The sequence below is a fragment of the Bacteroides sp. RTP21281st1_H5_RTP21281_210402 genome, from assembly GCF_040918965.1.
In the GTDB taxonomy this organism is placed as follows: Bacteria; Bacteroidota; Bacteroidia; order Bacteroidales; family Bacteroidaceae; genus Bacteroides; species Bacteroides congonensis.
Genome location: NZ_JBCOWR010000024.1, coordinates 1 through 23,266 on the forward strand (window position 1 = coordinate 1; position 23,266 = coordinate 23,266).

Below are 23,266 nucleotides of genomic sequence, written 5' to 3' on the forward strand. Positions count from 1 at the left end.
ATAACAAAGCCCGGGCTTGAGAAAGTCTGGGCTTTGCGCATAAAAAAAGGCTGTGTCAGCGTTTTGACACAACCTCTCATTATTATATTGAGTTAATGAATTTACGTCCTTCGGCAGTTGGACGATAAACAACATCACCGAATGGTCCGGCTGATTTTGTCAATAGACCGTTTTTTACCATTTCTTCTAAATCATCGGAGGGTTTACTATAACCACCCCATCCTTTTTTGCAGATATTTCCTAAATGAATAAGCTGCATCTTACTTAACTTTATATCCATTTGATTCATATTTGATTTGTTATACATTAATAGACATTCTTTTGATATGCGCAATGCAATCATCCATAGCCTTGTCAAAAACTTCTTGACTTATGATATTTTTCTCAATTCGTTCTACGTATTCACCATCGTAAGATGCAAGTTGGATGCTTGAATCACTATTACTTACATCTTCTCTGTTGTCAAAATATACATGTATACAATCATATACCACTTCATCACCGATTTCATCAGTATTTACCCTAACTATCGCTGTGATTTTTTCGTAAGAAGTATGCGCCATGTGAATACACTTTCCAACGAGATATTGATATTTTGCCTTTTTTTTATCGGCTTCCTGTTTCTTTAGCTTCTGTATTTCAGCTTCTAATTTCTGTATTCTGTTCATATCTATCTTGTTTTAAATAAATACATAATCTCCGTTTTGGAATCCCCAAATAGTATGTAGTAAAATCCAATCATCTTGAAATTTACATCCATCCTTTTCGCATTCAACCACCAGCATATTTGCTTTATCAGCATAAATTAATGGGGTTACAATACCTGTAAATGCACCATTTCGTCCGGTGAATTTATTACCTTCCTTTAATCGCTTGATTATTTCCTCTTGATTCATATTTGATTTGTTATACGTTAATAATTGGGGTTCAATACATTCACATCGCATTCGTGGCACAAATTGCAAACCTTTGATTTATCTCTAAGGCACATACTTTTAGTCTTTTCCGGATAATACCAGTCGATAGAACTACAAATAATTACTTTAATGTGATTTAATTCTAGGCTATCCGGGCAATGCTCATTGAGAAAGTCTAAATCTTCTTTGATTAGTTTCTCATACGCCTCCTTGCTTATTTTTATGCTCATATCTGTTTCTTATTGAATTAAACATATTATTCACAAAGTCCATGATAGAGACTCATGCAGTTGTATCCACTTTCCGGTTCAAACATGTCTGTCATTGCTTCATCACGGTTCACATAATCAATCACTTCTTGTACTGTCGGACATCTATCACCATATTTTCTACAAAATCGTTCCGGTATGTATCCTTTGGGAAAGAACCCTGCATGTCCCTTTTGCCCCAAAGCATCAACCTCCTTTTCCAGTTGAATAAGTCTTTTTGTCATATCAACATCTTTCGATAAAACTTTGATTTCTCCCTTACGACTCATTATGCACGGAAAACAACCAACACGGGATGCTCCACGTCTATACAAAGGATTAGGTTGTTGGTCATTATAAAGAATATAATCTATTACTTGTTGAGCCGTCCAATCAAATATAGGACGTAACACAGAAGCATCATGCCTTTTACACCATTCTAAGACTGCTGTTTTCCGATACAATTTCATTCCTTTATTGACATTAAAATATTCCTTGAAATAGGAACATTCAGGCTCCATTTTTGCACGCGATATACTTTCTTTACCTCTAATTCCTTGAATGAGAATAAAATTTTCATCTTGCGATATTATCCAATCAATCATAGGCTGTATCTTTAAGACTGATGTGCAAACCCTGCGAGATGCTACGGGAAAACATTTCATCTGTTTACATAAGTTTTGAAAACCACCAACTTTCTCATTACGAATGATAGTTAGCTTAACATCAAGCTGTTGGCATACGGCATTGATATGTTGATATGTAAGCGGATGCTCCCAACCTGTATCACAGAAAACGGCTTCTATTTTATCGGATCCGTACTGTTTTGCAGCTTGAATTAAACAGGCTTGTGAATCCTTTCCGCCAGAAAAACTTACTATTATTTTCATTGTATATTCAATTTTATTTGTAATTTTGCAACGTTGTTATGCGAAAGGGGTTCTCAAAAACCTTGTAACAACGGTAACGCAAGTTGCCATGACTCAGCTAATTCCTGAGTATTATTTCCTTGTAGCTTAGTGGATAGAGCAGCTCCCTGCTAAGGAGAAGGTCACGGGTTCGAATCCCGTCTTGATTATTCTTAATAAACTACATATAAAGCAGACATTTGAGTCTGCTTTTTCTTTTTTATTCATTACTTCTTTTTGTTGAGTTATTCGAGAATTTCTTCAATATTGTACCACTCTACATCGGGATTATTCAGCCCATAAAAAGTTATCAATCCTTTATGGTCAATAAAACCAATGTATTCGGTTTCAACGGGTTTGTCTACTCCGATTTCTTTAATTGTAATCTTATAATGTTTACGTATCATGCTTCATGTCATTTTTAATCTTCTACCGTTTTTGCATCGGTTAATAAACGTTTCATTGCCCGGTCTCTTTCCGCTTTTGAAGGATAATTGTCCCCATACCTTTTCCAACTATCCGGATTTATATCGCTTTTAAAAGTGATATGCGGTTGGGGGTAATCATGGCGACGCAGGATTGTATATCCGGCTTTGCATAGTTTTCTTTGGTCTTTTGCATTCATCTTTTTTCTAATTAGAATTAAACTTGAGTCTGGCATAACGATAGAATCGTATATAACCCAACAGGTAGGAAGGATGATCCGTATTATCCGATATGGTGATTTGTACATTATAACCTTTTATTCGTAAAAAACGGGCGGCAATTTCCTCAATAGTGTATGTTTTTGCATATATATCCCAATCACCAACGGTCAATACCGTTTTCACATTCCCACTTTTCAGAATCCTTTTAAAATTTCTGATAGTGCGTATTATCTCCTTCTTTTTGTTCATACTTTAGTTTTATCCTCTTTTAAAATAGTTTTATAGGCTTCTTCCATCCGTTCAATCTCTTTCATGCATGCCAGCCATCCGGGAAAGCCCCCGATGTTTTTGTCATCGATATAGCAATGGGCATATATCTTTTTCCCGCCTTCCCCATATTTGGCAACATTTTCAGGATCATGGTCATTTACACGGTCAAATGGTATTTGGCGTTCCAAAAGCCAGTTGATGGCATCCAATAACTGATCACCAGTACGGCACGTCCAAATAATGATTTTATGTCCTTCATCATGTAATTTCCGGAGCGATTCGCCAGCGTATGGTTGCTCCCCGTCAATAGCCGGGAATTTTCCCCGGCTAATGGTTCCGTCAAAGTCAACTGCTATAATCATAATCTACAGAATGAAGGTTCAATACGACGCCATACTCCGTTCTCGTCACGCTTATGGAAATAGTAATTAGTTGCGGTTTTATACACGACATTGCTTTCTTTGAACAACTGCATGATAGCCGCATATTCTTCATCAAAACGTGACTCCAATTCATACAATTTGCTTATAGACTTATAGTCCAAATCTCCCTGACGGTTACGTTCGAGAAGCGTCATCGCCATTTGATACATCGGATCATCGACTCCTTTTTCCGAATGGGCTATATAATTCTTCAGGTAGTCAATCAGCCTTTCGGCAGCGAGATCGGCACGTTCATCAAAACTTTTCACCTTATTGCTTTTTACCTCCAGTTTGAAATTCCCGTCTACTACTGAAAAAGTGGCGGTCTCTTCACCCTGACGCATACGGAGCTGACCGTATTCCCGCATCACGTTACGGAAAGCCTTGCTTTCACCTACAATCCAATCATAAAAGCCCTGAACGTCATTCACCACTGGCATGAGTTTACTTTCCACATCGAACATGAATTGATGCCTCAATGCTTCGTAGGTTTCTTTCCGCTGAATGGACTCTGTTTTTTCTTCCTCTTTCAGTTTACGCAACAGTTCCGCCTTTTCTTCTTTTGACAATTTACTAATATCCATACTATTAACTTTTAAATGATTAATTACAATTTGATTTTATATACTTCTTTCAGTTCCCGTTCCTTGTTTTCCGCTTCAATATAAAGCGATGCCCTTTGGTCTACCAGCTTCGCAAATGTATTGCGATCCATATTCCCGGCATACAATTTTTCATGTATGGCATCCAGTTCACTGGGAATCTTGTCAAGCCGATCCAGTAATTCATTAATCCGGTTAATCCGGTGTTGTTCCGCACTAATATCCGCCATCTTCTTTCTTTTTTAATATTGACTCCAGTTTCGGTATCAACAGGAGAAGTTCTTCCCCGTCCAGTTCGCGAAACTTCTTTCCTGCTATCCGGACATCAAGGCAGAACGCATTCACCGCTCCCCAGTCCGTTGTGTCGATTCCGATCCGCTGCACTCTCTTCAGGACAGCCGACCTGCGTCTCCTTATTTCCCGTTCGGTGATAGTCAAATCCCGGTTTTCTTTTTTCGCACCGTTCAAATAGCCACAGAGATACATTGCTTCGCTGTATGTCAACTCTTTTGTGGTATTTGTCCGTCCGTCTGTCAGATTTAGCAGGATAGCCCGCTTTTGTTCGTCATCAATGCCTTGTGCGCTGTATATAATATGCAGGCGTTTGATAAGGCTTTTACTGATAGGTTTCTTCGTCTTCTGTTCCATCATTATCGCTTTTAATATTTTCAATCCAATGTTTTTGATACCCTTCCGCCCATACTATATAATATCCGCGTGAACCTCCTTTGCCGCGTCCGATAAATGTTGCCTTGAAATGTTCCACGTAGATTCTTTTAAAGCTGTCACGTTTCACGTCATAGGCGGTTTTTCCTTCCACCTCGCGCCCGTCCACATGCGAGATAAAGACAAATATCTTTCGCGGATACTTCTTGCGCAGGCGGATTATTTCGGGGGCTTTCGCTCCCCCTTGCTGCTCGAAGTATTGTATGGAGTCTATCATTATCACGTCCGGGCTACGTTGCTTTGACAAGTATTCGTCCAATTCTTTGATAGTGGCTTCGTCCGAGTAGATTATATTGTTTGTCTTACTGCTGATACCTACATCAAGCACGGAGTTCACGAAGTCGTCACACGCACCCATTTCCAATGTTAGATAAAGAACACGAAGCCCCATTTCATCAAATTTGCGTGCCAGCTGCAGAGCGAAAGAACTTTTTCCTTGTCCCGACTTTCCGTAAATAATCCAGCAACCGGACTTTTCCGGACGACCGAATGCCAGATACCATTCACCGTCAAAATCAATATATTCATGTCGGATGTCTTCCAGGTTCTTCTGACTCCAAACTTTCATGCCAATTCTCCACGCCCGATTTGTTGTTTGATTATACGGTCTTCGATCATGCCGGACAGTTCACGCAAATCATCGGTAAACCAGACATATTTTCCCGGTACAGGCTCTTTTTTCTCTTTATTCAACTTTCCCCAAATGGTTTCCTGTTCCTCTGTGTCATTGATCCCGTTTGCCGCGCAAATGGCTTTGACATCTTTCTTCGTAGCTCCCAGTAATGCGATGTAGTTGCGGCAAAATCTACCGTCAATTTCATCATATCCTTCTATACGACCAACATAACGTTTTATATTACGTTCCAGCGTCTCTGTTCCGGCTACGATAACCCCCAAACGGTGTAAAGTGTCATCATATAGCGGTATCAACGTACAAAGGGCACTGTGCGCCAATTTTCCGGCATCATCAAGGATTAACAAAGGAGATTTTCCAGCCATACGGTTAATGTGTGAAACAATCAAGTCCATCAGGTCGTCGTTATCCATATAGCGCGTTACTGTTTCCCCCATGCATGTGGCTAATTTGGTCAGGAACTTACGGGCTGTCCACTTCCGGCACTTCAGATATATGACTGAATTATCAGCACTCATGTTATAAAGGTCTATGAGGGATTGTGTCTTTCCACTGCCGGAACGTGAAGATATGCACATCCATTTATGATTCTTCTTTGCAGCAACGAACGCGGTGCGTACCTGCTGGTAACTGGTGACGCTTTCCACTACATTCCAGGCGTTTTCGTAGTAATTTAGACCGGAAGCAATCTTTTCAGCAATGGAGTCTTCATTCGCTCCATACTTGCCGCTTCTGAATTGGGACATGGCGGTATCCGAGATTCCACATTTACGCGCCAACTCCGTTGCAGATGATCCGCGATTGATTAACTTCTCTATGTACGTTTTTAATGCTTGATTATCCATGTTGTATATCTTTTAAATTGTTTTTAAATCATCTTGAAAAATTCATGTCCAGCGGGTTGTAATCGTAATCTTCATCATCCGTTCCGGTGGAAGCCATTGCTACACTTTGCCGGGTAATATGTTGGGTCACTTCCATGAAATCCGCGTCCGTGGCGTCATCCCTCATTTTTGACCGGACATCCTTGTGCTGTCCCAAGCTGTCAGTTATCAGGTAGCGGTCAAGAACCGTTCCTGCAGCTATTTTGGGGATACGTTGGCAAATGGTGGTGATTCTCCTATCAACGTCTTTAGCCTTCTCCTTTACCTTCTCCGCCATTTCATTGTTGAACCTGTCGACACGTGCCCGGTATTCAAAATGTTCCGGTTTCTGATCAGCCAAAGCCATCGGAACTTTGATATCACGTTGCAGTATGTATTGCAATGTCCCAATTTCCTTGTCTACACGACCGGACTTCAGGCGTTTTGCGTTCGATACAAGCACCTGGCTCATATCGTCCGGGTCAAAGCGTACTATCCAGTCTTCGTTGTAATGGTCGCGGAGGGAAAGGTCGAAGCTGTCGAAGCAGATTCGTTCGCCCATGAACTCGATAAACAGCCCCGAACCCGTGATCTTATTCGTGCGTCCGGTGGTTTCCCCCATGAGCATCAGATATTCCTCAATCCCGAAAGGCATTTTACGGGCTTCTTCGGTACGTTCCCATGCAGCGCGGTAAGCATCTATCTTCTTTGCCCGTTCCTGCGCTATAATAGCTTCCAATTGTGCAATAACGGTGGCTTCATCCGGGATGAACTTGTGATTCTGGTTTAATACTTCCAAATTAGGCTGGTTATCCTTGTCGGCAGTGATACCGAAGCCCGACCAGTTCGCCTGTTTTTGGCAGTATTCCACATTCAGGCGTTTGAAATAGGGTTCTACTATTTTGGACTTTGCATTTCCCAAAGCGGCTGGTGTATAATACTTGGTCATGGCTTCATAGAAGGGAACCATCACCTTCTTTTGATAATTGTCGCTTTGTAGCTGTAAAGGCTTATAGCGTTCCCCAAACAGCTCTTTGGTATGTTGTATTGCGTTTCGTAATGCTTCACGGATAAGCGCGGGTGACTCATGATCACCAATGGCGTATCCGACCGGATATTTTTCACAGGCATCAAGTACGACTACCATTGTTTTCCGGTTGGTATAAGTGGTGTACATATATCTCTTTTCCTCACCGTTTTTCTTTACCGTTTTGGGAGTCTTTTTCTGATAGAACAGTTCCGCATCCCATCCGTCCAGCGTCCAGTAAGTAAGTGCTTGTGTCGGGGCTTCGCGGTGTATCTGTTTCATGCGTGTGTTTTTCAGGGCTTTGTCACCCTTGTTTCCCGCCATTGTTGTGAGAGCAAATTTTTGTCTCCAGTTCTCAACAGTGGTAGGGCTGTCAATCGGTTTCCAATCCATCAGGGAAGCCACTTTGTTGTATTCCTCCATGATTTGAACATTATTCAGATTGTTATGCATACTGATTAACTTATGCATCACCGCCTTCGCATCCTCGTTCATTACGACTGCCGCGTATTTGTTGCCATACGATTTATGAATAACACTGCGATAGCCTTCTTCTTCGCTGATCCGTCGTGCCGCTTCATATTGTTCGCATTTACGTTTCAAAGCCTTCCAGTTTTTCGGCAGGTTATGAGGAAAAATATCACGTCCGTTCGGGTCTTTCAGTGTCAGCAGGTCATTGCTTAATTTGCAGAGCCTTTCCCAAACGTTAATCCGTGTACTTCCGCCACCTATCGAGTTGGCTTTACGACCATCACGAAGGGACAGGAGCGCGTTCATGATGCGCACATTAAGGGTATATTCGTCAATCTTCGCGGGTGGTAGCTTCTTGTCACCGTCATAACGGTATTTTACACTGAAAAACTCGTAGGCGGCATTGCTGTAGACAATTGCATCTTCCAATATGGATTTCTGTGTTTTAGCAGCAATTTCCGCACGAGGATCACCCTTACGTACAATGTACTCCTTTTTAACGTCCTTTCTCATGGTTTCAAAATCTACTAGGGCAGGACATCCGGGAATACCACGACGGAGTACGATAAGTTGCCCGTTCCTCGCCATTTTGTAGTAGGTGTTTTCGTTTATGAATCCGTCCTCGCTTCCCACCTTTGTTTTAGGGTTGAAAAGAATTAATTCATTTGCAAACACGCAAATCCGATTATTAAATATCTCAGCCATTATATTAACATTATTATTTGTGCAAGTCCCGGCACTGCCCCGGAATTGTAGCTGCTTCCAAATCTTTCTGCCACTACCCATTGAAAACATGGCAAATTCAAATTAATAGTTGTTATCCTGAAGGAAGTTCTATTCTTGCGTTCCGTTATTGGTTATTCGATCTTAGTTCTCGTTCTATGACAATGATTACAGAAAGGATTGTTATCACAATAGCCGCCCACATATTTGATGGTTCAACCTCTATCTGGTCAACTAATGCGATAGCAGTGACTATACCGACTCCTACCATCACATTTTGAATAAATCTAATAGTTTTCATATCGCAGATAAATTATTGATTAATAATGTTTGTGACATTTCCGTGAGAGTCTAAAACCTTCACTTTGGATGGTTCATTGCCTTCGGTATATTTAATACCGCCATTTTCTTGTGCCATTTTGCGAATTGCTTCTGCATTCTTTCCATTCCTTTTGAAACGGAGTATTTGACTAAGATTTGCGAGAGATATGCCAAATGTTTCTGCAATCATCTTTCGTTTTTCGGTGTCTCTTAATTCAATTATTTGTTTCATACCTTTTTATTTTTGAGTTATTATTCATACATTTGAGCGCTGTTAATCTGTAACACGCTGCAATATTACAAACTTATTTGAAATTACACAAATAAGAATAGCTTTAATTTTCAAACATGTATGTAATTTAACGTTTATGAATAACGATATCGTATCTCGTATTAAAGAATTTATGGATTATAAATCTATGAATAGCTTAACATTAGCTAACAAATTAGGTTATAAAAGTTCTGAAAAGCTGTCTAGGCTTTTTAGAGTGGGGAATGCTAAACCTTCTTATGATATCATATATGATATTTCAAACATGTTTGAAATTAATACAGATTGGCTTATAACTGGGCGTGGTTCTATGTTTTGTTCCGAACCTGATGTAAATGCAATGCCAACTATCAACCAAGAATATAAAGGAGCACCATATTATAATGTGGATTTTATAGGAGGGTTTGATTTAACACCTAATGATCAAACACAATGCCCAGATTATTATATTAATTATTACCCATACAATAAAAGTGGAGTGGTATGGTGCAATGTGACTGGACACTCTATGGAACCCAAAATAAATCATGGAGATGTAATAGCTTTGAAGGATTGTACATTGAATGACGTGCAATATGGTGAAATTTATGCTGTTGTATTAGACACTATTCGTACCGTTAAGATACTTCGCAAATCACAAGACCCAAACAAGTTGCGTTTTGTCCCTATTAATACCAAAGATTACGATGAGCAAGAGTTTGATAAAAGTCGCGTTATTAAATTATACGAGGTATTGGGAAGTATAAGCAAGTTCTTTTAGGGATATTTTTTCTTGCATTTGCAATGTGTAAATACCTGATAACAAGCAGTATAACAGTATCGAAAGGACAAAAATTAGATAAGTTATTTATGTATTAGAGGTGCAAACTCAATACTGTTTTATATATTATAGGTCAAAACTCAATGCAAAAAACACTCGAAAAAGTACGGGTGTTATACGGGTGTTATGCACATTTTGTTTCTTAAACAGCACGGGTGCTGTATGGGTGTTAGTACAGAATTACCCGTTTTTAACAATAAGTTAACAATTCCACAAAGTCCGTATTTGATACGAAAAATGTCAAGAAAGCATCTTATTTTCTTTGTTTATTTCGTATATTTGCAATTAGAAAAACTTCTATATAATAACTATATGGAAGTTTTTTGTATTACAAATATCTAAAAGTAAGGTTATGGCTAAAGAGACTAAGGTTATACATGTTCATCTCATTTTCAAAAAAACAAGCCGTTTTTTTGGTTCCATATCAGCAATCTATTCTGAATTTACTGCTGAAGAGATAGGTATTACGGAAGAAACCCTACGCCACAAAGGGTTGTCCGATGGTGTTTCCTTCGCTACTAAAAAAGCGATCATACAACAAGGAGTACTTATTCGAAGCGCGCGAAAATAGCATTTTAAGCCGCTATAATGTATTTCTACATCTAAATTAAAGGAAGGCTATATATCCATCTAAGTGGAGTATATAGCCTTTATTTTAAGCCTAAAACGGAAGTAACATACAGCTTTTCCTTCGCCTATTCAATCTAGCTCTCATTGTTTTCCCTATTTACAGCACAGTCCACCGGAATGAATATAGAAGCAACGGAAGCAAAATAGAAGGAACGGAACTTTTTGTTTTCTTCCTAAATATATTGCAAAACATTCTTCAATCACCGATGTACAGGCGGTTTCACGTACTTCGTCCTACATTTCGTCCATGCCACATTTTGTATTGAGCCCCGTAAATAAGTTAAAAACCCGCCAGCAAGTGATTGACAATTTTACAAACATTTGTAGTAGTGTAAAGGATTTTAACAAAGTAATCGACTGCGTGTGCTTATCCTCAACCAATCCGGAAAAATATGGGTTCCTCTCCCGGTCGGGAGGCGAAGCCAGGGATGTATACAAATGCATGAAGCAAGCTATTAACAAACTTGTATCCCAACAACAGGCACATACCGAAATTGATAGTATTCTCGATGAAATCAAGCAATTGTTCCTAAAAGAAATAGTCTTTCAAGAAACTCGCAAAAAATCATTGGAAGGCGAACGAGCCACAATCAACACTTTTGTAACATCCAAATTCTTAGGAGAATATACTATCCGTCATAAATCTCTACCAAAAGAGGTGAGCAACCTTATATATCGTTTATCAAACTCGTGTACGGTACTGCAAGAAGATCATTTCTATGATGAAATATGTTATTTGCTGAATTATTTCAATAAATCGGAGCAGGAAAAAGACGATAGATATTCTAAGCTGTTTACCCTGTATACAGAGGCTATAGAGATATGTTCCAACGTAAAAAACAAACTTGATAAGCTCTATGATGCAATCCAGGACTGGTATAAGTCGAGACGAGACACTTTAGGCATTGATAAGGTAACCTCGGTTTTACCATCTTCGTATGGCACTGTTATATCACCTTTCGATGCCGCTGACGATGTAGGTGATTACGAGCTGGAGCAGCTCATTGAAGCCCTATCGACAGACGGTGGCTTCAACGTGTTGCATACCTACAACAACACCGGTCATTCATTGATGACCTATGCGGCCTACCGAGGAAATATTCCAGCCCTTATGCTTATAATCTCAAGCCTGGGCAAAAGTAAAGACCGTCTTGTGCGTACTGCTGACCGAGAAGGTCGTAATATACTTCACGCTGCGGCTGAAGGAGGAAATGGATCACTTTTCCTTAACATCAAGGACCGCTACCCCGTTTTAATTAGTAAAAAGGACGTACTGGGTCGAACTCCGGAAGAAATACTGCATTCAAAAGTAAAATAATATAAAAGCAAAAAAATGAATATAGCTAAGTTGAACCAATTTATCACGCAGCTGGATTCTGTTTCCTCCATCTCAACAGATGCAAACAGAAAAAAAGCGATAAGCGCCGTGAAAACCCGTCTACTAAATTTGCGGGAAGCTATGGAGATTCAAGCAAGAGACAATAATCAGCTTATTATCGCCATAGTGGGCCAGATGAAAGCAGGTAAGTCTTCATTGCTCAACGCTTTACTATTTGAAGGCGTTGAGGTGCTTCCCACCGCCTCCATTCCGATGACGGCAGGTCTAACTGTAATACAGTATGTAGAGGATCTTGAGGATCAGCGGTTTGAAGTTGAATACTACACCAAAGAAGAATGGGAAAACATCAAAGGAGGATATATTCTAACTAATAACTCCTTAAATGAGCTCAAAGTGAAGTATCCCGAATTAAAAGGAGATGCCCTTAAAAACAAATTCAAGGAACTTTGCGAAAAAGAAAGACTTGATTACCAATCGTCTTTAGCGTGTTATGAACTCTATGCAAAGATGATGGAACATCCGGAATGTGGTCAAAAGATTGGACAGCCCCATGATTCCGAACGATTTACCGATCTGTCAGAGGTATCTGGAACTCTCACTAATTATGTAGGTTCTACCGGAATGTATGCACCTGTAGTAAAGGCTGTATATATCTATGTCAAATCCCCATTGCTCACTTACAAAAACGATACAACCGGCTTAACGGAGTCTTATAAGATTGTAGACACTCCGGGAATTAACGATCCTGTGGAATCACGCGACAGAGTAGCCAAAAATTTCCTTAAAGAAGCTCATGCAGCAATATTGATGACTCGCGTCGACCGTTCGCAGACTCAAACCGACATATCCTTCATCAACGGCCATATTATCAAAGGAGGAATGTCAAAAATACTCTTCACATTCAACAAGCTCGACTTACTGTTTGAAGCGGAAGCAATTGATGGTAACCTTCCAGACAACTTCTTAGCCGCAATGGCAGATTACGTGGGTTATGAGGATGGAGTTTATGAGAATAGCGGTGAACTTCACAATACCTTTAACGGGAAAATTAAGCCCCAGCTCACAAATGGCGACGACGTGCTTTGGAGTGCCACTTGTCCCTACGCTGAGAATATACGCCTCAAGCTCAATAAGGTAGGCGGCAATATGCAAGCCGCCCATCTACTTGAAGAAGAAGTCGCAACGCTAACGCAATTGCAAGAATGGTTTCCGGAAGATTTTTCTGAGGAGAATCCGGAACTCCCGGTCAACCTCAGTTTGCTCGGGGGCTTCCAACACTTGAAAGAGGATTTCCTGCTCAAGGAATTTTTATCCAACAAAGATCGCGTCGTGGCAAAACGATACGACGATCTGAACCGGGTGCTACGCGAAGAGGTTCTCAACCAGTTTGACGCTGAAATCAAAGATATTAACGAAAATCAGGGCCTCTTAGAATCTGTGAATCTTGCAGATCTCAGGAATCAGATTGGTATTGTTGAAATCCTTCATGAAGAAGGGATGACAGCTCTCTATGAATGTGTAGAAGTTGTTATTAGTAGATTGAAAGCGTTCGTAAATAAGACTCTTTTTGCCGACAAACTGGTAACCTACAAGATAACTCTCAATAATACCTATGCTACCAACTATGAATCGGTCTTTTATACAAGAAAAGGGACCAATACCAGTTGGTTTGGAGGCAACGTGAAACACGAAAATGTTTCAGTCAACAGAGTCCAACCGGAAGCAGTGGTTTCGTCACACCACGAGCAAATTGAAAAACTCAACGAGCAACTTAAACGACTTTGGAAGGAACAATTCTCTAAAGAGCGTGATGAACTCGTTAAGTCTCTGCTCCAATGTATAGAGACAATTGCAAACAAAGACAACACTATCGGAATTGAAGCCTCCGTCTATACGAAGGCTCTTGAAAAAGTGATTGACAAAGTGCTGATTGGGCGTGAGATTCTTGATACAGCATCTTGGGTTGACAAACAAAAAATCGGACTAGATGAGTATGCCCGTAAAAGTGACCACGTCAGCCTTGCAACCAACTACAGCGATACGCGACTGACCACAGACGAGGCGCAGAAAAAAATCGAGCAGCAAGCAAACGATAAGGTAGGCATCTTCAAGTCGGGCATGAACACTCGATACATAGAATTCTATGATGGACTGAAGGAGCAGGTGCTCAAAGAAATTCATGACCTTAATAATGAACTGACACCTTTTGTTGAAGGTATCACCAATAAACTCATTGGAGCTCTCGAAAGCTTCATCAACGAAAAGGAAAAGTTGATCAACGACAAGGAGAATACGGAAAGGGAGAAAAAACAACTTGTCGCCGATCTAAACAGTCTTAAGACACAATTTGGAAAGCTATGATCGAAACAATCAACGAAAGAATATCAGCCACCGAATCCTTTGCTTCCAAGCTAAAGGATTTGCTGGGAAAGACCGCAAATAATATTGAAACTTCCATTGCTTCGCAGAAAGAAAGTAGTGCTAAAGTTGTTGCCGAACCTTATACAACCTCTAATAGAGATTGCAAAGGCAGCGGAATACTTAAATACGCATCGTTGACAGTTCTCATGATTGGAGGAGTGGGATGGCTGGCATCGGTAGCCTTATGGTCGAAGATACTGACATTCGGAGGCATTGCAGGGTTGGCCTATTCGCTCTTTGGTAATATTCCCTCTAAGCGCCAACCTCAATCAGTGCGTCAACCCCGACATTCAGTAGAGACTACGATGTCGGCAATTTTTATCGCCGACCAAGCCTCAGCCTTAATTGATGCACTGAAAGAGGTCTCCAATCTTTGGACCGACTTTGCCGAGTCTAGTAAATTTATACTCAATCAGAAAATAAAAGACTCGTCGTTGAATATTTCCACCCATGAGCGTTTCAAGTTAGAGTCTTTAATACGTGTACCTAAAATCCTATCGTTTCCCTTGATTGAATATAGGAATATATTGGAAGATGCTTGCACTCCCGACAAATTGAAAAAGGCCGCTAAAGATGTTGCGGAAAAAGCAATAGTCGAAATTGATAGGGTGACAACATCCCAAATCGGTGTCTATCACGAAATGAACGTGGTGATTTCAGAAACCCCTCGCTGATGCATGGACATATTTGAAAAAGTTACGACCTTAACAGACGATCTCGACACAATTGTCGAGGTCGTCTGTCCTGAACTTCGACCGCCTGTATATTACTTGGAGCAAATTTTCAGTCCTGAGTGGCAGTATTTTCCTGATTATGCCGCAAAGTTTATAGCCTCCGTTGATGAAGATAAACTTTTTGAATTATCCCGGTTATTGCGCCAACTTTCCACAATGATAGTTATCCAGCGGACTGACAGCATTGAGGAAATTATTAAATCTGTGTTGGAATTCAGCTACTCCTTTACATTCGGAAAAACTATATCAAATATTCTAAAAAGTCAGAGCTGTTCTTTTCGTCCAAAATCAAAGCCAGAAACAGATCAAGACAAGATGTTCAACATTGGCGAGTCAATTCTTAAAGCCTGCAACAACATATCAGAGTCAAAAACCTATCCAGAACTTTCAAAACTGTTGCGTGATAAATCTATGGTTCGCCCAATAACCTTCAGCATTTTGGTTATATATAGAATTGTTGAATGTAAGCTGGTGAAAACGGATCTTACAGACTTGGAAATTACAAATTTGTGTCTTTTATATTGGGCAGCGATAATGCGGTATCATCTGAATAATATGCATGAAGATGTATGGCTACCACAGATAACGAACCTATTGGCTCGAAACGGTGGCAGATATTTTCGTCTATGCGAAATAGCACTGCACCGAGGAGATGCCTCCATACCCTTATACAAGACACTTTTCCCAAAATCTGACTTGTCGCGTGCTGTTAAGCCCGACTGGCATGATCAACTCTATAGTAGCCTCAAAGTCTCAGAATTACTGTCAACCTATAAGGCGCTCCATAAACTTTTCCTTTTTCATATAATTGACCAACTCTTATCCATGTGTGCCAATACCGTTGACAAAGGTAAGAGTCTTGAAGATTTATTTGGGAAATTACGACCATATCCTGGTTACAATACAATACAACGTTATTTCAATCTCTATTTAGGCACACCAATTTATACAGAAAAGATAGATTGTTCGTCATGGGAACCTGACAAATTGCTTTACAAACTGTTTATGTCTCACTACCCTGACTACAATGACTGTCTTGATGCCATGAGGAAAGAATATTTTCCTCAAGATATGTTCGACCTCAATTCTTTAGTCTCTACAGCGTGTGAGTTCTATGATGATAAATTTCATCTAGATGTAAGTTATAACAATATCCACGATTTAAATATATTAGACAACGTTAGTATTTGGTTAACGGCTGAATGGATAATTAACAACAGAAATTATCCGTTCCTCGATGGTATTACCTTAAATGGACTCGCTGATATGATTGGTTCCGCAATTACAGGATCTACGCAGTAGGAATGATTCATTGATGTTTTTCAAATTGTGGGAATTATGAACAAACATGTAAAAGTGACAAATGCACTATGTATGTCTCATGCCAAACACAAGTTTGTCAAGGCTTCCAACCAAGGTGGTGAACCGGCAGCTGAACGCTTTTCCACTATTTTAAAGGAATTCTTTATGAGTGAGCGTAAATGTGATGATGCCGGTACTGAGATGGCTGCAACTTATCATAGTGTAATAGGAACGGTAAAGCTTCATGGCAGTTCTATCTGGAACTTCATCGGAACTTTTTTCAAAAATATCTTTAACGGATGCAGGGATTATGTTAACATGGTTCCTGACAAAATCACTTTGGCTACAAGCCAATGTTAATTTCAAAACTAATTAATTAACAAAACTCGATTTAGGGCACTGAAAAGTGCCCTTTCAAAGGGGGGTGCCCTATAAAATTGAGTGCTTACGATTTATCCCTCATATTGGCGTAAAAGCTGATATGTGTTTGTATGTATGATATATCAACTGTCTGTGAAGACGGTTGATATATCTGTTTTAGGGGGGATGTTGATTAACGTTTTATTTTTATCGGATAGATCGTTGAAAAATGGTATAAATAAAGACGGAGTTTATGTGCAAGGAATGAATAATAATGCTATATTTGCAATATATATAAAAAAAGAAGAAAAATGGCAACAGCATCCTTGAAAATACGTTTGGGCTATAATCAGGTCTTAGACTTGATACGTCAGTTGTCTGATGAAGATAAAATGAAGTTAAGCCGTGAATTAAAAGCAGAAACACGAAAGATTAAGTTGCAACATTTGTTGGAAGTATTCAAGAACGATGAGATTTCATTGTCTGATATAGATGCTGAAGTAGAAGCAGTCAGAAAGGCAAAGTATGAAAATAGATAATGAAATTAAAGTGATTGTTGATACCAATCTATGGATTAGCTTTTTGATAGGTCGGAAACTTTCGTGTCTCTTAAGCTTGTTATCACATCCAAATTTTGAATTGGTCGTTTCCCAAGAACTCTTGGACGAAATACGGGAAGTTAGTTCACGACCAAAATTGATGAAGTATTTCTCTCAAAAACAAATAGCTTTGCTATTGGATTTTATGAGTGAAGACACTCAATTGTATCAATTAGAAAATATAATGCCTCGTTGTCGTGATCCAAAAGATGATTATCTTTTGGAGTTGGCTATTGTTTCTAAGGCGGATTATTTGGTGACTGGAGATAAAGATTTATTGGATTTAGATAAAATTGGTACTTGCCGAATTGTGTCTGCTATTGAATTTGATGCTCTGACTGCGAATTGGGGATATCCTGCTTTAATGCATGAAGGATTAGAAGAATATATTAGTATAATCATAGACAGTGAATAAAGTGTTTTAACAAAGAAGATAAATAATGTTTGGAGCTACTTTAAGGCATTGCGACCGCTTTGCGTTTTTGTTTCAATACGGCCGAAAGTCGATTATCACGGCGGGCTGTTTATATATTGTATTAAACTTATAATGTCTAATTATAACATTTAAAACAATTACCGCTATGTTCTCATGGGATTGAAAAAGTTCGGATAAAGTTGTGGAAATATTTGCAAGACAACTGGATGCCAATAAAAATGAAAAATGCTCGTAATCATCTTTAGTAAAATAGGAACAAGACTGGAGAAAAAAATAAAGGTGGAGTTGGATAGTAAGAAAAATGAAATGAGTGTCTATGAGAAAAATATCATTTTTTTCTTCAAATTGGAAGAGTTTATTCAATATTTCCATATCTCATTTTTTATGCCTAATTTTGTAATTGGAACTTAGCAACAAGATAAAAACGTTATTATGGCATTATCATTGAACGCAGAGCAAAAGAGTGTGAAAAGCATTTTTCTGAACGAAGAACAATATATCATTCCCTCGTTTCAGAGACCTTATTCTTGGGAGCATGAACAGTGCTTGCAACTTTATACTGATTTGACCAATGCTTATCGAGAGGATCGGGATTATTTTGTGGGTAATATCATACTTGCAAAAGGCGATGACTCTCCTAGTAAACTTCACCTGGTTGACGGGCAACAACGACTTATCACTTTATGGCTGATCCTGAAAGTGCTCTATAGTCTCTATCCGGAGATGCGCATTTTAGGGAAACTCGTTTCAATAGAGGCTTGGGAAGGTGAAAACAGTGAAAAAAAAATAACCTCAGAAATCTTTGAAAACGATGATGACGGAACCTTACAGGAAATACATCAATCCCAAATGTTGGATACATGGATAGCCTCATATATGAACAAGGGAGGTGAAGTCAATGAAAACAGATGTAACGACCGCATTATCGCCAACTATTTATGGTTCTACACTTGGTTTAGGAATTATCAACAACGTAATGCCGAACGGTGCAAAAACTTTATCAAGTTTCTTTTAGAACGTGTTCATCTGTTGCCCATCGAATTGACTGGTTCTACCATCAACGATGCTTGTGGCAAGGCATTGACTATATTCGAAACCATCAACAATCGGGGAATGAACCTTGCGGATGCCGATATCTTCAAGGCCCGACTTTACAACAAAGCGGCTTTGATCCGTCAAACGGATGATTTTATCCAGCGTTGGATAGAGTTCAAGGCAGAATGTGACAGGCAAGGGTATGGAATGGATGAAATATTCCGTTTCTATTCGCATATCGTTCGAGGTAAGGAAGGCATATCCGGCAGTGAGAAGAATTTGCGTGACTTTTTCTTGAACGAGGATTTCTCGCCTTTACATGGTTCGTATGTCGAATTTATGGACAGCCTCATGAAAATATTGGAATTGTCAGATTATTTAAGTGAAATGACGGTTTCTGCTTCATGCATCGCTCCTTGGCTGCAAGTATTGGAAGCCTACACCAACCAATACCCAAAGTATGCTGTTCTTAATTATCTCTATGTAAATGGATATGAGAATACAGATGAATTTATCGGTTTCCTTAAGCGACTCGTTCGATATGTCTATTCGATGGGATCCACTACAACTGTGAAATTTGATATTTACTCAGCTATCAAACGTACTTCGTGGAATGAAGAAGTTACTTTTCCTGTAAAACCTATTACAGAATGGGAGTTTTATACCTCCGGAAGGTTGAGAACCGGTTTTGCTTTGTTGGCCTATTATTTGCAGGGCAAGGCCCCGTTGTCTAGATATGCGATAGACAGGTTGGTCAAACGAACTGATTGGAAATCCCTTCACGGACAACCTCAAGAGGAACTTTATGACTCTATTGCCAACTTGCAAGGCAATCTGTTAGTCGTTCCACAGCTGAAACGAGGAACTTTGCATGCACGATTGTCAGCCTATCGGATAGGGCCAACTGTTTCTTACGAATATATTCTCGAACGCAATGAGCAACAACTTGTTCTCTTAAAAAAGTTTATGACGGGTTATGAATAAGATTGAACTTGAAAATTTTAAATGCTTTGCCCAGTCTTTTGAATTTCCTTTGAACCAAAAGAACCTGTTGCTCTACGGAGAAAACGGTTCGGGCAAAAGTTCGTTGACAGCGGCTTTTCAGTTGATATTTTATCGCGAAAAACTGTTTGCGGCATCCGTATCAGAAGAAATGACAGAGGAAGAACGGGCCAATGTCCTGTCTGACATATTGGATAAGTACCGGTTCCAAGGAAGAAAGAACCAGCCATTCTGTTTGATGATAAACGGACAGGATTATGACACTTTTCCCATAGAAGATTATCAAGTGTCCGTTCTTACCCACGATGATGTGGAAGTGGCGGATGCCATTCACTTGTCCAACATTCTTCAAAGAGCCTTTCTGCCGATAACCGATATACGCAGTTTTTTAGAGACCCATGCAGAGCAGATGGAACAAGAGGTAAATCGGTTGCTTCACGAACATTTCATGGAGGACTTACAGATTGCCATCGAGCGTGGAAACGACTATACTTGCACATTATCAGAAAATAGCTTTCAACTTGCGTTTGACCAAAATCTACCTCATTATTTCAATGAGGCGAAGTTGCACATGGCTACCATCCTGCTGTTATTGTCTGCGGTGAGACGCATACCCAATACCACAGAAAGACGGTTATTGTTGCTTGATGACTTGCTTACCAGTATGGATGCGTCGAACCGTACGTTTTTTATGCGTTTCATAGTGGAGACATTCAGCGACTGTCAAATTCTTTTCTTCACGCACAATATCAATTTCTACCATACGGCACGTTATTTGGTTCACGAGACAATCACGACAGAAAAAGCGAAATGGGTATGTACGCATCTATACAAATTCAGTTTCGGACATCGCTTGTCAAACAACGAAGAAGCACAGAAGGACCCTTCAACATTTACAGCCGAACTCAATAGCCCCGATGTCGACTTGGTAAATATGGGAAACCGACTTCGACAACGTTTTGAATATGCGATATACGAATTCTCACAGTTATTGCTATTGGGAGCAGTAGAAGAACCGGATAAAGTTCTGGCCCGTATATGCAACCAAAAAGAGTGTTACTTCAATGGAGAGAAAGATGCGGCTGACTTAGTGGATGAAATTCAAGTGACACTTAATGCGGAAAATCAGATGAACTTGGCTACCCGTATCAGAGAAAAAATAGACAAATACCGCATTGAGATGACGCTCGTCCATGAAATACTTAACGTCATGAAACTATACCAGAAAGCATCTCTTCATCCCTTGTCGCATACAAGTGTACAGGGGAGCCATGCTCCTTCGCAAAAAGAACTGAAGCAGACAATTCTACTGCTGAAAAAATTACAAGCTGCAATCAACAAACTGAAAGACAAACGGATAGAGTGATTTATAATAGGCAAATATCTCATCTTGCAAAAATGACAGTTGCACTTTTGGGGAATGTACATTGTTCACTCCCTATTATCCTTTAGAACAGTAGGAGTCATACGATGACAACTTTGTTGATGAAATTAAGAAAGCCTTTAGCGGTTTATCGTTAAATGAAAACAGTCGAAAAACAAGTTTGGTAATGATAGCTGAATTGCTGAATATTGATATTGAATATATTCAGCAATTCCCTGTATTATACGAGTCAAGAAGAATACAGCGGTATATTCCTGACTTATACCCTCATATTGGCGTAAAAGCTGATATGTGTTTGTATATATGATATATCAACTGTCTGTGAAGATGGTTGATATATCTGTTTTAGGGGGTATGTTGATTGATGTCTTTTCTATTGGTTTAAGGGAAAATAATTAAGGAATAGTATCTATTTTCGAATTTACTTGTTACCTTTGTGGTATAAAACAACTCATAAAATGAAAAAGAAAGAATCTCATGATATAGAGAAGAAAGAATATCCTTCACATGTGTCAGAACCAACTTCAGAATATGGAGCTTATTCAAGTTCTACATCTATACCAGGTTGTTGCTCAATAGATGAACTTCATACTATTTTAGACTGTGTAGAAAAGAATTTTTCTCAGGGAAAAAAGGTGTGTAATGAAGAAGCCTTAAAGAGAATAATGTCGTGGTAGAGTTTCAAGTTGAATGGGATGAAGAAGCTTTAGATGTTTTCAAGGCTATATTTCAGTGGTATAAGAAGAATTTAGGTCAGAAAGCTGCAGATAAGTTTCGAAATGGCATATTGAATGCTGTTCGTGTTTTACAGTCTAATCCTCAATTAGGTAAGGTAGAAGAACTATTGGTAGGTAGAGAGAAACAATACCGTTCTTTATTAGAGTATCCTCATCATCGTATAATTTATTTTATGGAAGATTCTGTAATTTATATCGCATATATATGGGATAATCGCATGGATAGTAAAATGATTCCTATTGTAGTGAAATAAAAGGTTTGAATGTGATGATATATCTTTTTTCTGTGAAGATGGTTAATATATTGGTTTTAGGGGTATGTTGATTAACGTTTTATTTCTAATTGGATAGATTGTTGATAAAAGGTGTAAATAAGGATACATAGAAAAATAATTATATTATTGATTAATAGCCTATTATGCATTTGATTGAATAGAAAGAGCTCCGCAAGGGGCTTTTTCCTTTTCTATACGAGATAAAAGCCGCACCTTTGCATCGTTGATCAACGAAACGTGAATAAATAACTTGAATTTGAATCTTTAAAAAACGTATTATGAGTGTAATTTACAAAGTCATTACGCGGCCGACAGATCCGCGTGTCCCTAATTCTCCCAAAAGGTTTTATCCGCATCTGATAACTTTGGGTCAGTCTGTCAATCTGAGATATCTCGCTGAGAAGATGAAGGATCGTTCCTCTCTGTCTGTCGGTGATATCAAGAGTGTGATTCAGAACTTCGTGGATAAAATGAAGGAGCAATTGTTGGAAGGTAAGTCGGTGAATATCGAAGGCTTGGGAGTGTTTATGCTGGCTGCCCGTTCGAAAGGTGCGGAGCTGGCGAAGGATATTACTGCTAAAAGTGTGGAGAGTGTTCGTATCTTTTTTCAGGCGAATAAGGAACTGCGTGTTACAAAGACTGCAACACGGGCAGATGAGAAACTGGACTTGATTAGCCTGGATGAATATCTGAAGAAAATTAGTGTTACCGTAGTGCCGGGAGAACCGGATGACGGTGGTGATGAAGGAGGCGGCAATGAAGGGGGAGATGACGGAGAAACGCCTGACCCGGCCGCTTGATTAATTGACAGTTCATATTTGGCTGTCAGATAGCTTGTTTAATGTTTAATTTAAAAAGTAGAATGTCTATGAAAAGAACTTGGAGTATGATTTTGAAAGTGATTATTGCTGTTGCCGGTGCAATTGCCGGTGTGATTGGTGTTCAGGCGGCAACGATGTAATTGATGTCTTATAAATAAGATATAATTTTAGGTATGAATGGACAGGCGGGATTTTTCCCGCCTGTTTTGTGTTTTAGAGGGATGTGGTATTTAACAAAACTGAAATAATAATCAAACTCGTTGGCTGAATACCGGATTTTATCTACCTTTGTACCTTAATTATTTGCGTCTTTTTAAGCTA

The 23,266-nt window shown here is 39.3% G+C and carries 30 protein-coding genes and 1 pseudogene; 16 read left to right on the forward strand and 15 right to left on the reverse strand.

Annotated features, from left to right (window positions below):
• Window positions 1-82: 82 nt before the first annotated feature.
• The 15 genes from AB5443_RS22515 to AB5443_RS22585 form a co-directional block, all read right to left on the reverse strand.
• The gene (locus AB5443_RS22515; RefSeq protein WP_149932120.1) at window positions 83-289 is read right to left on the reverse strand and encodes a hypothetical protein; all 207 of its coding nucleotides are present in this window, start codon (window positions 287-289) and stop codon (window positions 83-85) included.
• A gap of 10 nt (window positions 290-299) precedes the next feature.
• Window positions 300-668 carry a hypothetical protein gene (locus tag AB5443_RS22520; protein ID WP_149932119.1) on the reverse strand — a complete coding sequence of 123 codons (369 nt, stop codon included), beginning with the start codon at window positions 666-668 and terminating at the stop codon, window positions 300-302.
• A gap of 12 nt (window positions 669-680) precedes the next feature.
• Window positions 681-896, reverse strand: coding sequence for a hypothetical protein (locus tag AB5443_RS22525; RefSeq protein WP_227198204.1), 216 nt, complete (start codon window positions 894-896; stop codon window positions 681-683).
• Window positions 897-1,173: 277 nt separating this feature from the next.
• Window positions 1,174-2,055: a phosphoadenosine phosphosulfate reductase family protein gene (locus AB5443_RS22530; RefSeq protein ID WP_227198202.1), complete on the reverse strand. Its 882-nt coding sequence runs from the start codon at window positions 2,053-2,055 to the stop codon at window positions 1,174-1,176.
• Window positions 2,056-2,318: 263 nt separating this feature from the next.
• Window positions 2,319-2,480 carry a hypothetical protein gene (locus tag AB5443_RS22535; protein ID WP_192915618.1) on the reverse strand — a complete coding sequence of 54 codons (162 nt, stop codon included), beginning with the start codon at window positions 2,478-2,480 and terminating at the stop codon, window positions 2,319-2,321.
• 14 nt (window positions 2,481-2,494) lie between these two features.
• Window positions 2,495-2,698, reverse strand: a complete 204-nt coding sequence (locus AB5443_RS22540; RefSeq protein ID WP_007765922.1) for a hypothetical protein — start codon at window positions 2,696-2,698, stop codon at window positions 2,495-2,497.
• 7 nt (window positions 2,699-2,705) lie between these two features.
• A complete protein-coding gene (locus tag AB5443_RS22545) occupies window positions 2,706-2,969 on the reverse strand; it encodes a hypothetical protein (protein WP_288148524.1) in 264 nt (87 codons plus the stop codon).
• Window positions 2,966-3,352 (reverse strand): hypothetical protein, encoded by a 387-nt coding sequence (locus AB5443_RS22550; RefSeq protein WP_227198201.1) that lies wholly within the window; start codon window positions 3,350-3,352, stop codon window positions 2,966-2,968. The genes AB5443_RS22545 and AB5443_RS22550 overlap by 4 nt, the downstream gene beginning before the upstream one ends.
• On the reverse strand, window positions 3,349-3,996 hold the full coding sequence (locus tag AB5443_RS22555) for a DUF3164 family protein (protein WP_004303282.1): 648 nt from the start codon (window positions 3,994-3,996) through the stop codon (window positions 3,349-3,351). Before AB5443_RS22555 ends, AB5443_RS22550 begins: the two co-directional genes overlap by 4 nt.
• Window positions 3,997-4,019: 23 nt before the next feature.
• Window positions 4,020-4,244 (reverse strand): hypothetical protein, encoded by a 225-nt coding sequence (locus AB5443_RS22560; RefSeq protein WP_227198200.1) that lies wholly within the window; start codon window positions 4,242-4,244, stop codon window positions 4,020-4,022.
• Window positions 4,231-4,662 carry a hypothetical protein gene (locus tag AB5443_RS22565; RefSeq protein ID WP_227198199.1) on the reverse strand — a complete coding sequence of 144 codons (432 nt, stop codon included), beginning with the start codon at window positions 4,660-4,662 and terminating at the stop codon, window positions 4,231-4,233. Before AB5443_RS22565 ends, AB5443_RS22560 begins: the two co-directional genes overlap by 14 nt.
• Window positions 4,631-5,308, reverse strand: a complete 678-nt coding sequence (locus AB5443_RS22570; RefSeq protein ID WP_004310120.1) for an ATP-binding protein — start codon at window positions 5,306-5,308, stop codon at window positions 4,631-4,633. The genes AB5443_RS22565 and AB5443_RS22570 overlap by 32 nt, the downstream gene beginning before the upstream one ends.
• Window positions 5,305-6,219: an AAA family ATPase gene (locus AB5443_RS22575; RefSeq protein WP_227198198.1), complete on the reverse strand. Its 915-nt coding sequence runs from the start codon at window positions 6,217-6,219 to the stop codon at window positions 5,305-5,307. The genes AB5443_RS22570 and AB5443_RS22575 overlap by 4 nt, the downstream gene beginning before the upstream one ends.
• A 28-nt stretch (window positions 6,220-6,247) precedes the next feature.
• Complete coding sequence (locus tag AB5443_RS22580; protein WP_227198197.1) at window positions 6,248-8,440, reverse strand: hypothetical protein; 2,193 nt, start codon at window positions 8,438-8,440, stop codon at window positions 6,248-6,250.
• A 331-nt stretch (window positions 8,441-8,771) separates the two neighbouring features.
• Entirely contained in the window at window positions 8,772-9,011 is a 240-nt protein-coding gene (locus tag AB5443_RS22585) for a hypothetical protein (protein WP_007765911.1), read from the reverse strand.
• A 136-nt stretch (window positions 9,012-9,147) separates the two neighbouring features.
• Between AB5443_RS22585 and AB5443_RS22590 the strand changes: the two genes are divergently transcribed.
• From AB5443_RS22590 to AB5443_RS22665, 16 genes and pseudogenes are all read left to right on the forward strand, one after another.
• The gene (locus AB5443_RS22590) at window positions 9,148-9,810 is read left to right on the forward strand and encodes a S24 family peptidase (protein WP_227198196.1); all 663 of its coding nucleotides are present in this window, start codon (window positions 9,148-9,150) and stop codon (window positions 9,808-9,810) included.
• Window positions 9,811-10,222: 412 nt separating this feature from the next.
• Complete coding sequence (locus AB5443_RS22595; protein WP_007765896.1) at window positions 10,223-10,441, forward strand: hypothetical protein; 219 nt, start codon at window positions 10,223-10,225, stop codon at window positions 10,439-10,441.
• Between the two features lie 501 nt (window positions 10,442-10,942).
• Window positions 10,943-11,818 carry a hypothetical protein gene (locus AB5443_RS22600; protein ID WP_368114507.1) on the forward strand — a complete coding sequence of 292 codons (876 nt, stop codon included), beginning with the start codon at window positions 10,943-10,945 and terminating at the stop codon, window positions 11,816-11,818.
• A gap of 15 nt (window positions 11,819-11,833) precedes the next feature.
• Complete coding sequence (locus AB5443_RS22605) at window positions 11,834-14,200, forward strand: dynamin family protein (protein ID WP_277135102.1); 2,367 nt, start codon at window positions 11,834-11,836, stop codon at window positions 14,198-14,200.
• Window positions 14,197-14,934, forward strand: a complete 738-nt coding sequence (locus AB5443_RS22610; protein WP_283140036.1) for a hypothetical protein — start codon at window positions 14,197-14,199, stop codon at window positions 14,932-14,934. The genes AB5443_RS22605 and AB5443_RS22610 overlap by 4 nt, the downstream gene beginning before the upstream one ends.
• Window positions 14,935-14,937: 3 nt before the next feature.
• Window positions 14,938-16,296 (forward strand): hypothetical protein, encoded by a 1,359-nt coding sequence (locus tag AB5443_RS22615; protein WP_277135100.1) that lies wholly within the window; start codon window positions 14,938-14,940, stop codon window positions 16,294-16,296.
• A 60-nt stretch (window positions 16,297-16,356) separates the two neighbouring features.
• Window positions 16,357-16,656 (forward strand): annotated as a pseudogene (locus AB5443_RS22620) (hypothetical protein); the annotation flags it as partial.
• 135 nt (window positions 16,657-16,791) lie between these two features.
• A complete protein-coding gene (locus AB5443_RS22625; protein WP_277135098.1) occupies window positions 16,792-16,986 on the forward strand; it encodes a hypothetical protein in 195 nt (64 codons plus the stop codon).
• Entirely contained in the window at window positions 16,968-17,195 is a 228-nt protein-coding gene (locus AB5443_RS22630) for a hypothetical protein (RefSeq protein ID WP_277135097.1), read from the forward strand. Before AB5443_RS22625 ends, AB5443_RS22630 begins: the two co-directional genes overlap by 19 nt.
• On the forward strand, window positions 17,182-17,670 hold the full coding sequence (locus tag AB5443_RS22635) for a putative toxin-antitoxin system toxin component, PIN family (RefSeq protein ID WP_277135095.1): 489 nt from the start codon (window positions 17,182-17,184) through the stop codon (window positions 17,668-17,670). Before AB5443_RS22630 ends, AB5443_RS22635 begins: the two co-directional genes overlap by 14 nt.
• A gap of 453 nt (window positions 17,671-18,123) precedes the next feature.
• Entirely contained in the window at window positions 18,124-19,710 is a 1,587-nt protein-coding gene (locus AB5443_RS22640) for a DUF262 domain-containing protein (RefSeq protein WP_277135094.1), read from the forward strand.
• On the forward strand, window positions 19,703-21,094 hold the full coding sequence (locus AB5443_RS22645) for an ATP-binding protein (protein ID WP_277135093.1): 1,392 nt from the start codon (window positions 19,703-19,705) through the stop codon (window positions 21,092-21,094). Before AB5443_RS22640 ends, AB5443_RS22645 begins: the two co-directional genes overlap by 8 nt.
• Window positions 21,095-21,570: 476 nt before the next feature.
• On the forward strand, window positions 21,571-21,789 hold the full coding sequence (locus AB5443_RS22650; RefSeq protein ID WP_277135092.1) for a hypothetical protein: 219 nt from the start codon (window positions 21,571-21,573) through the stop codon (window positions 21,787-21,789).
• Window positions 21,783-22,103 (forward strand): type II toxin-antitoxin system RelE/ParE family toxin, encoded by a 321-nt coding sequence (locus AB5443_RS22655; RefSeq protein WP_277135091.1) that lies wholly within the window; start codon window positions 21,783-21,785, stop codon window positions 22,101-22,103. Before AB5443_RS22650 ends, AB5443_RS22655 begins: the two co-directional genes overlap by 7 nt.
• A gap of 299 nt (window positions 22,104-22,402) precedes the next feature.
• A complete protein-coding gene (locus AB5443_RS22660) occupies window positions 22,403-22,924 on the forward strand; it encodes an HU family DNA-binding protein (protein WP_022138961.1) in 522 nt (173 codons plus the stop codon).
• A 68-nt stretch (window positions 22,925-22,992) separates the two neighbouring features.
• Window positions 22,993-23,085 (forward strand): smalltalk protein, encoded by a 93-nt coding sequence (locus tag AB5443_RS22665; RefSeq protein WP_156150203.1) that lies wholly within the window; start codon window positions 22,993-22,995, stop codon window positions 23,083-23,085.
• The last annotated feature ends 181 nt before the right edge of the window (window positions 23,086-23,266 follow it).

What these genes read in the sequence shown, in the direction of transcription:
- AB5443_RS22565 (WP_227198199.1), bottom strand. Translation starts at nt 4,662, where the DNA reads ATGGAACAGAAGACGAAGAAACCTATCAGTAAAAGCCTTATCAAACGC.
- AB5443_RS22590 (WP_227198196.1), top strand. Translation starts at nt 9,148, where the DNA reads ATGAATAACGATATCGTATCTCGTATTAAAGAATTTATGGATTATAAA.
- AB5443_RS22555 (WP_004303282.1), bottom strand. Translation starts at nt 3,996, where the DNA reads ATGGATATTAGTAAATTGTCAAAAGAAGAAAAGGCGGAACTGTTGCGT.
- AB5443_RS22535 (WP_192915618.1), bottom strand. Translation starts at nt 2,480, where the DNA reads ATGATACGTAAACATTATAAGATTACAATTAAAGAAATCGGAGTAGAC.
- AB5443_RS22560 (WP_227198200.1), bottom strand. Translation starts at nt 4,244, where the DNA reads ATGGCGGATATTAGTGCGGAACAACACCGGATTAACCGGATTAATGAA.
- AB5443_RS22595 (WP_007765896.1), top strand. Translation starts at nt 10,223, where the DNA reads ATGGCTAAAGAGACTAAGGTTATACATGTTCATCTCATTTTCAAAAAA.
- AB5443_RS22540 (WP_007765922.1), bottom strand. Translation starts at nt 2,698, where the DNA reads ATGAATGCAAAAGACCAAAGAAAACTATGCAAAGCCGGATATACAATC.
- AB5443_RS22615 (WP_277135100.1), top strand. Translation starts at nt 14,938, where the DNA reads ATGGACATATTTGAAAAAGTTACGACCTTAACAGACGATCTCGACACA.
- AB5443_RS22520 (WP_149932119.1), bottom strand. Translation starts at nt 668, where the DNA reads ATGAACAGAATACAGAAATTAGAAGCTGAAATACAGAAGCTAAAGAAA.
- AB5443_RS22515 (WP_149932120.1), bottom strand. Translation starts at nt 289, where the DNA reads ATGAATCAAATGGATATAAAGTTAAGTAAGATGCAGCTTATTCATTTA.
- AB5443_RS22610 (WP_283140036.1), top strand. Translation starts at nt 14,197, where the DNA reads ATGATCGAAACAATCAACGAAAGAATATCAGCCACCGAATCCTTTGCT.
- AB5443_RS22585 (WP_007765911.1), bottom strand. Translation starts at nt 9,011, where the DNA reads ATGAAACAAATAATTGAATTAAGAGACACCGAAAAACGAAAGATGATT.
- AB5443_RS22645 (WP_277135093.1), top strand. Translation starts at nt 19,703, where the DNA reads ATGAATAAGATTGAACTTGAAAATTTTAAATGCTTTGCCCAGTCTTTT.
- AB5443_RS22665 (WP_156150203.1), top strand. Translation starts at nt 22,993, where the DNA reads ATGAAAAGAACTTGGAGTATGATTTTGAAAGTGATTATTGCTGTTGCC.
- AB5443_RS22575 (WP_227198198.1), bottom strand. Translation starts at nt 6,219, where the DNA reads ATGGATAATCAAGCATTAAAAACGTACATAGAGAAGTTAATCAATCGC.
- AB5443_RS22605 (WP_277135102.1), top strand. Translation starts at nt 11,834, where the DNA reads ATGAATATAGCTAAGTTGAACCAATTTATCACGCAGCTGGATTCTGTT.
- AB5443_RS22630 (WP_277135097.1), top strand. Translation starts at nt 16,968, where the DNA reads ATGGCAACAGCATCCTTGAAAATACGTTTGGGCTATAATCAGGTCTTA.
- AB5443_RS22570 (WP_004310120.1), bottom strand. Translation starts at nt 5,308, where the DNA reads ATGAAAGTTTGGAGTCAGAAGAACCTGGAAGACATCCGACATGAATAT.
- AB5443_RS22530 (WP_227198202.1), bottom strand. Translation starts at nt 2,055, where the DNA reads ATGAAAATAATAGTAAGTTTTTCTGGCGGAAAGGATTCACAAGCCTGT.
- AB5443_RS22635 (WP_277135095.1), top strand. Translation starts at nt 17,182, where the DNA reads ATGAAAATAGATAATGAAATTAAAGTGATTGTTGATACCAATCTATGG.
- AB5443_RS22545 (WP_288148524.1), bottom strand. Translation starts at nt 2,969, where the DNA reads ATGAACAAAAAGAAGGAGATAATACGCACTATCAGAAATTTTAAAAGG.
- AB5443_RS22640 (WP_277135094.1), top strand. Translation starts at nt 18,124, where the DNA reads ATGGCATTATCATTGAACGCAGAGCAAAAGAGTGTGAAAAGCATTTTT.
- AB5443_RS22580 (WP_227198197.1), bottom strand. Translation starts at nt 8,440, where the DNA reads ATGGCTGAGATATTTAATAATCGGATTTGCGTGTTTGCAAATGAATTA.
- AB5443_RS22660 (WP_022138961.1), top strand. Translation starts at nt 22,403, where the DNA reads ATGAGTGTAATTTACAAAGTCATTACGCGGCCGACAGATCCGCGTGTC.
- AB5443_RS22625 (WP_277135098.1), top strand. Translation starts at nt 16,792, where the DNA reads ATGATATATCAACTGTCTGTGAAGACGGTTGATATATCTGTTTTAGGG.
- AB5443_RS22525 (WP_227198204.1), bottom strand. Translation starts at nt 896, where the DNA reads ATGAATCAAGAGGAAATAATCAAGCGATTAAAGGAAGGTAATAAATTC.
- AB5443_RS22650 (WP_277135092.1), top strand. Translation starts at nt 21,571, where the DNA reads ATGAAAAAGAAAGAATCTCATGATATAGAGAAGAAAGAATATCCTTCA.
- AB5443_RS22600 (WP_368114507.1), top strand. Translation starts at nt 10,943, where the DNA reads ATGAAGCAAGCTATTAACAAACTTGTATCCCAACAACAGGCACATACC.
- AB5443_RS22550 (WP_227198201.1), bottom strand. Translation starts at nt 3,352, where the DNA reads ATGATTATAGCAGTTGACTTTGACGGAACCATTAGCCGGGGAAAATTC.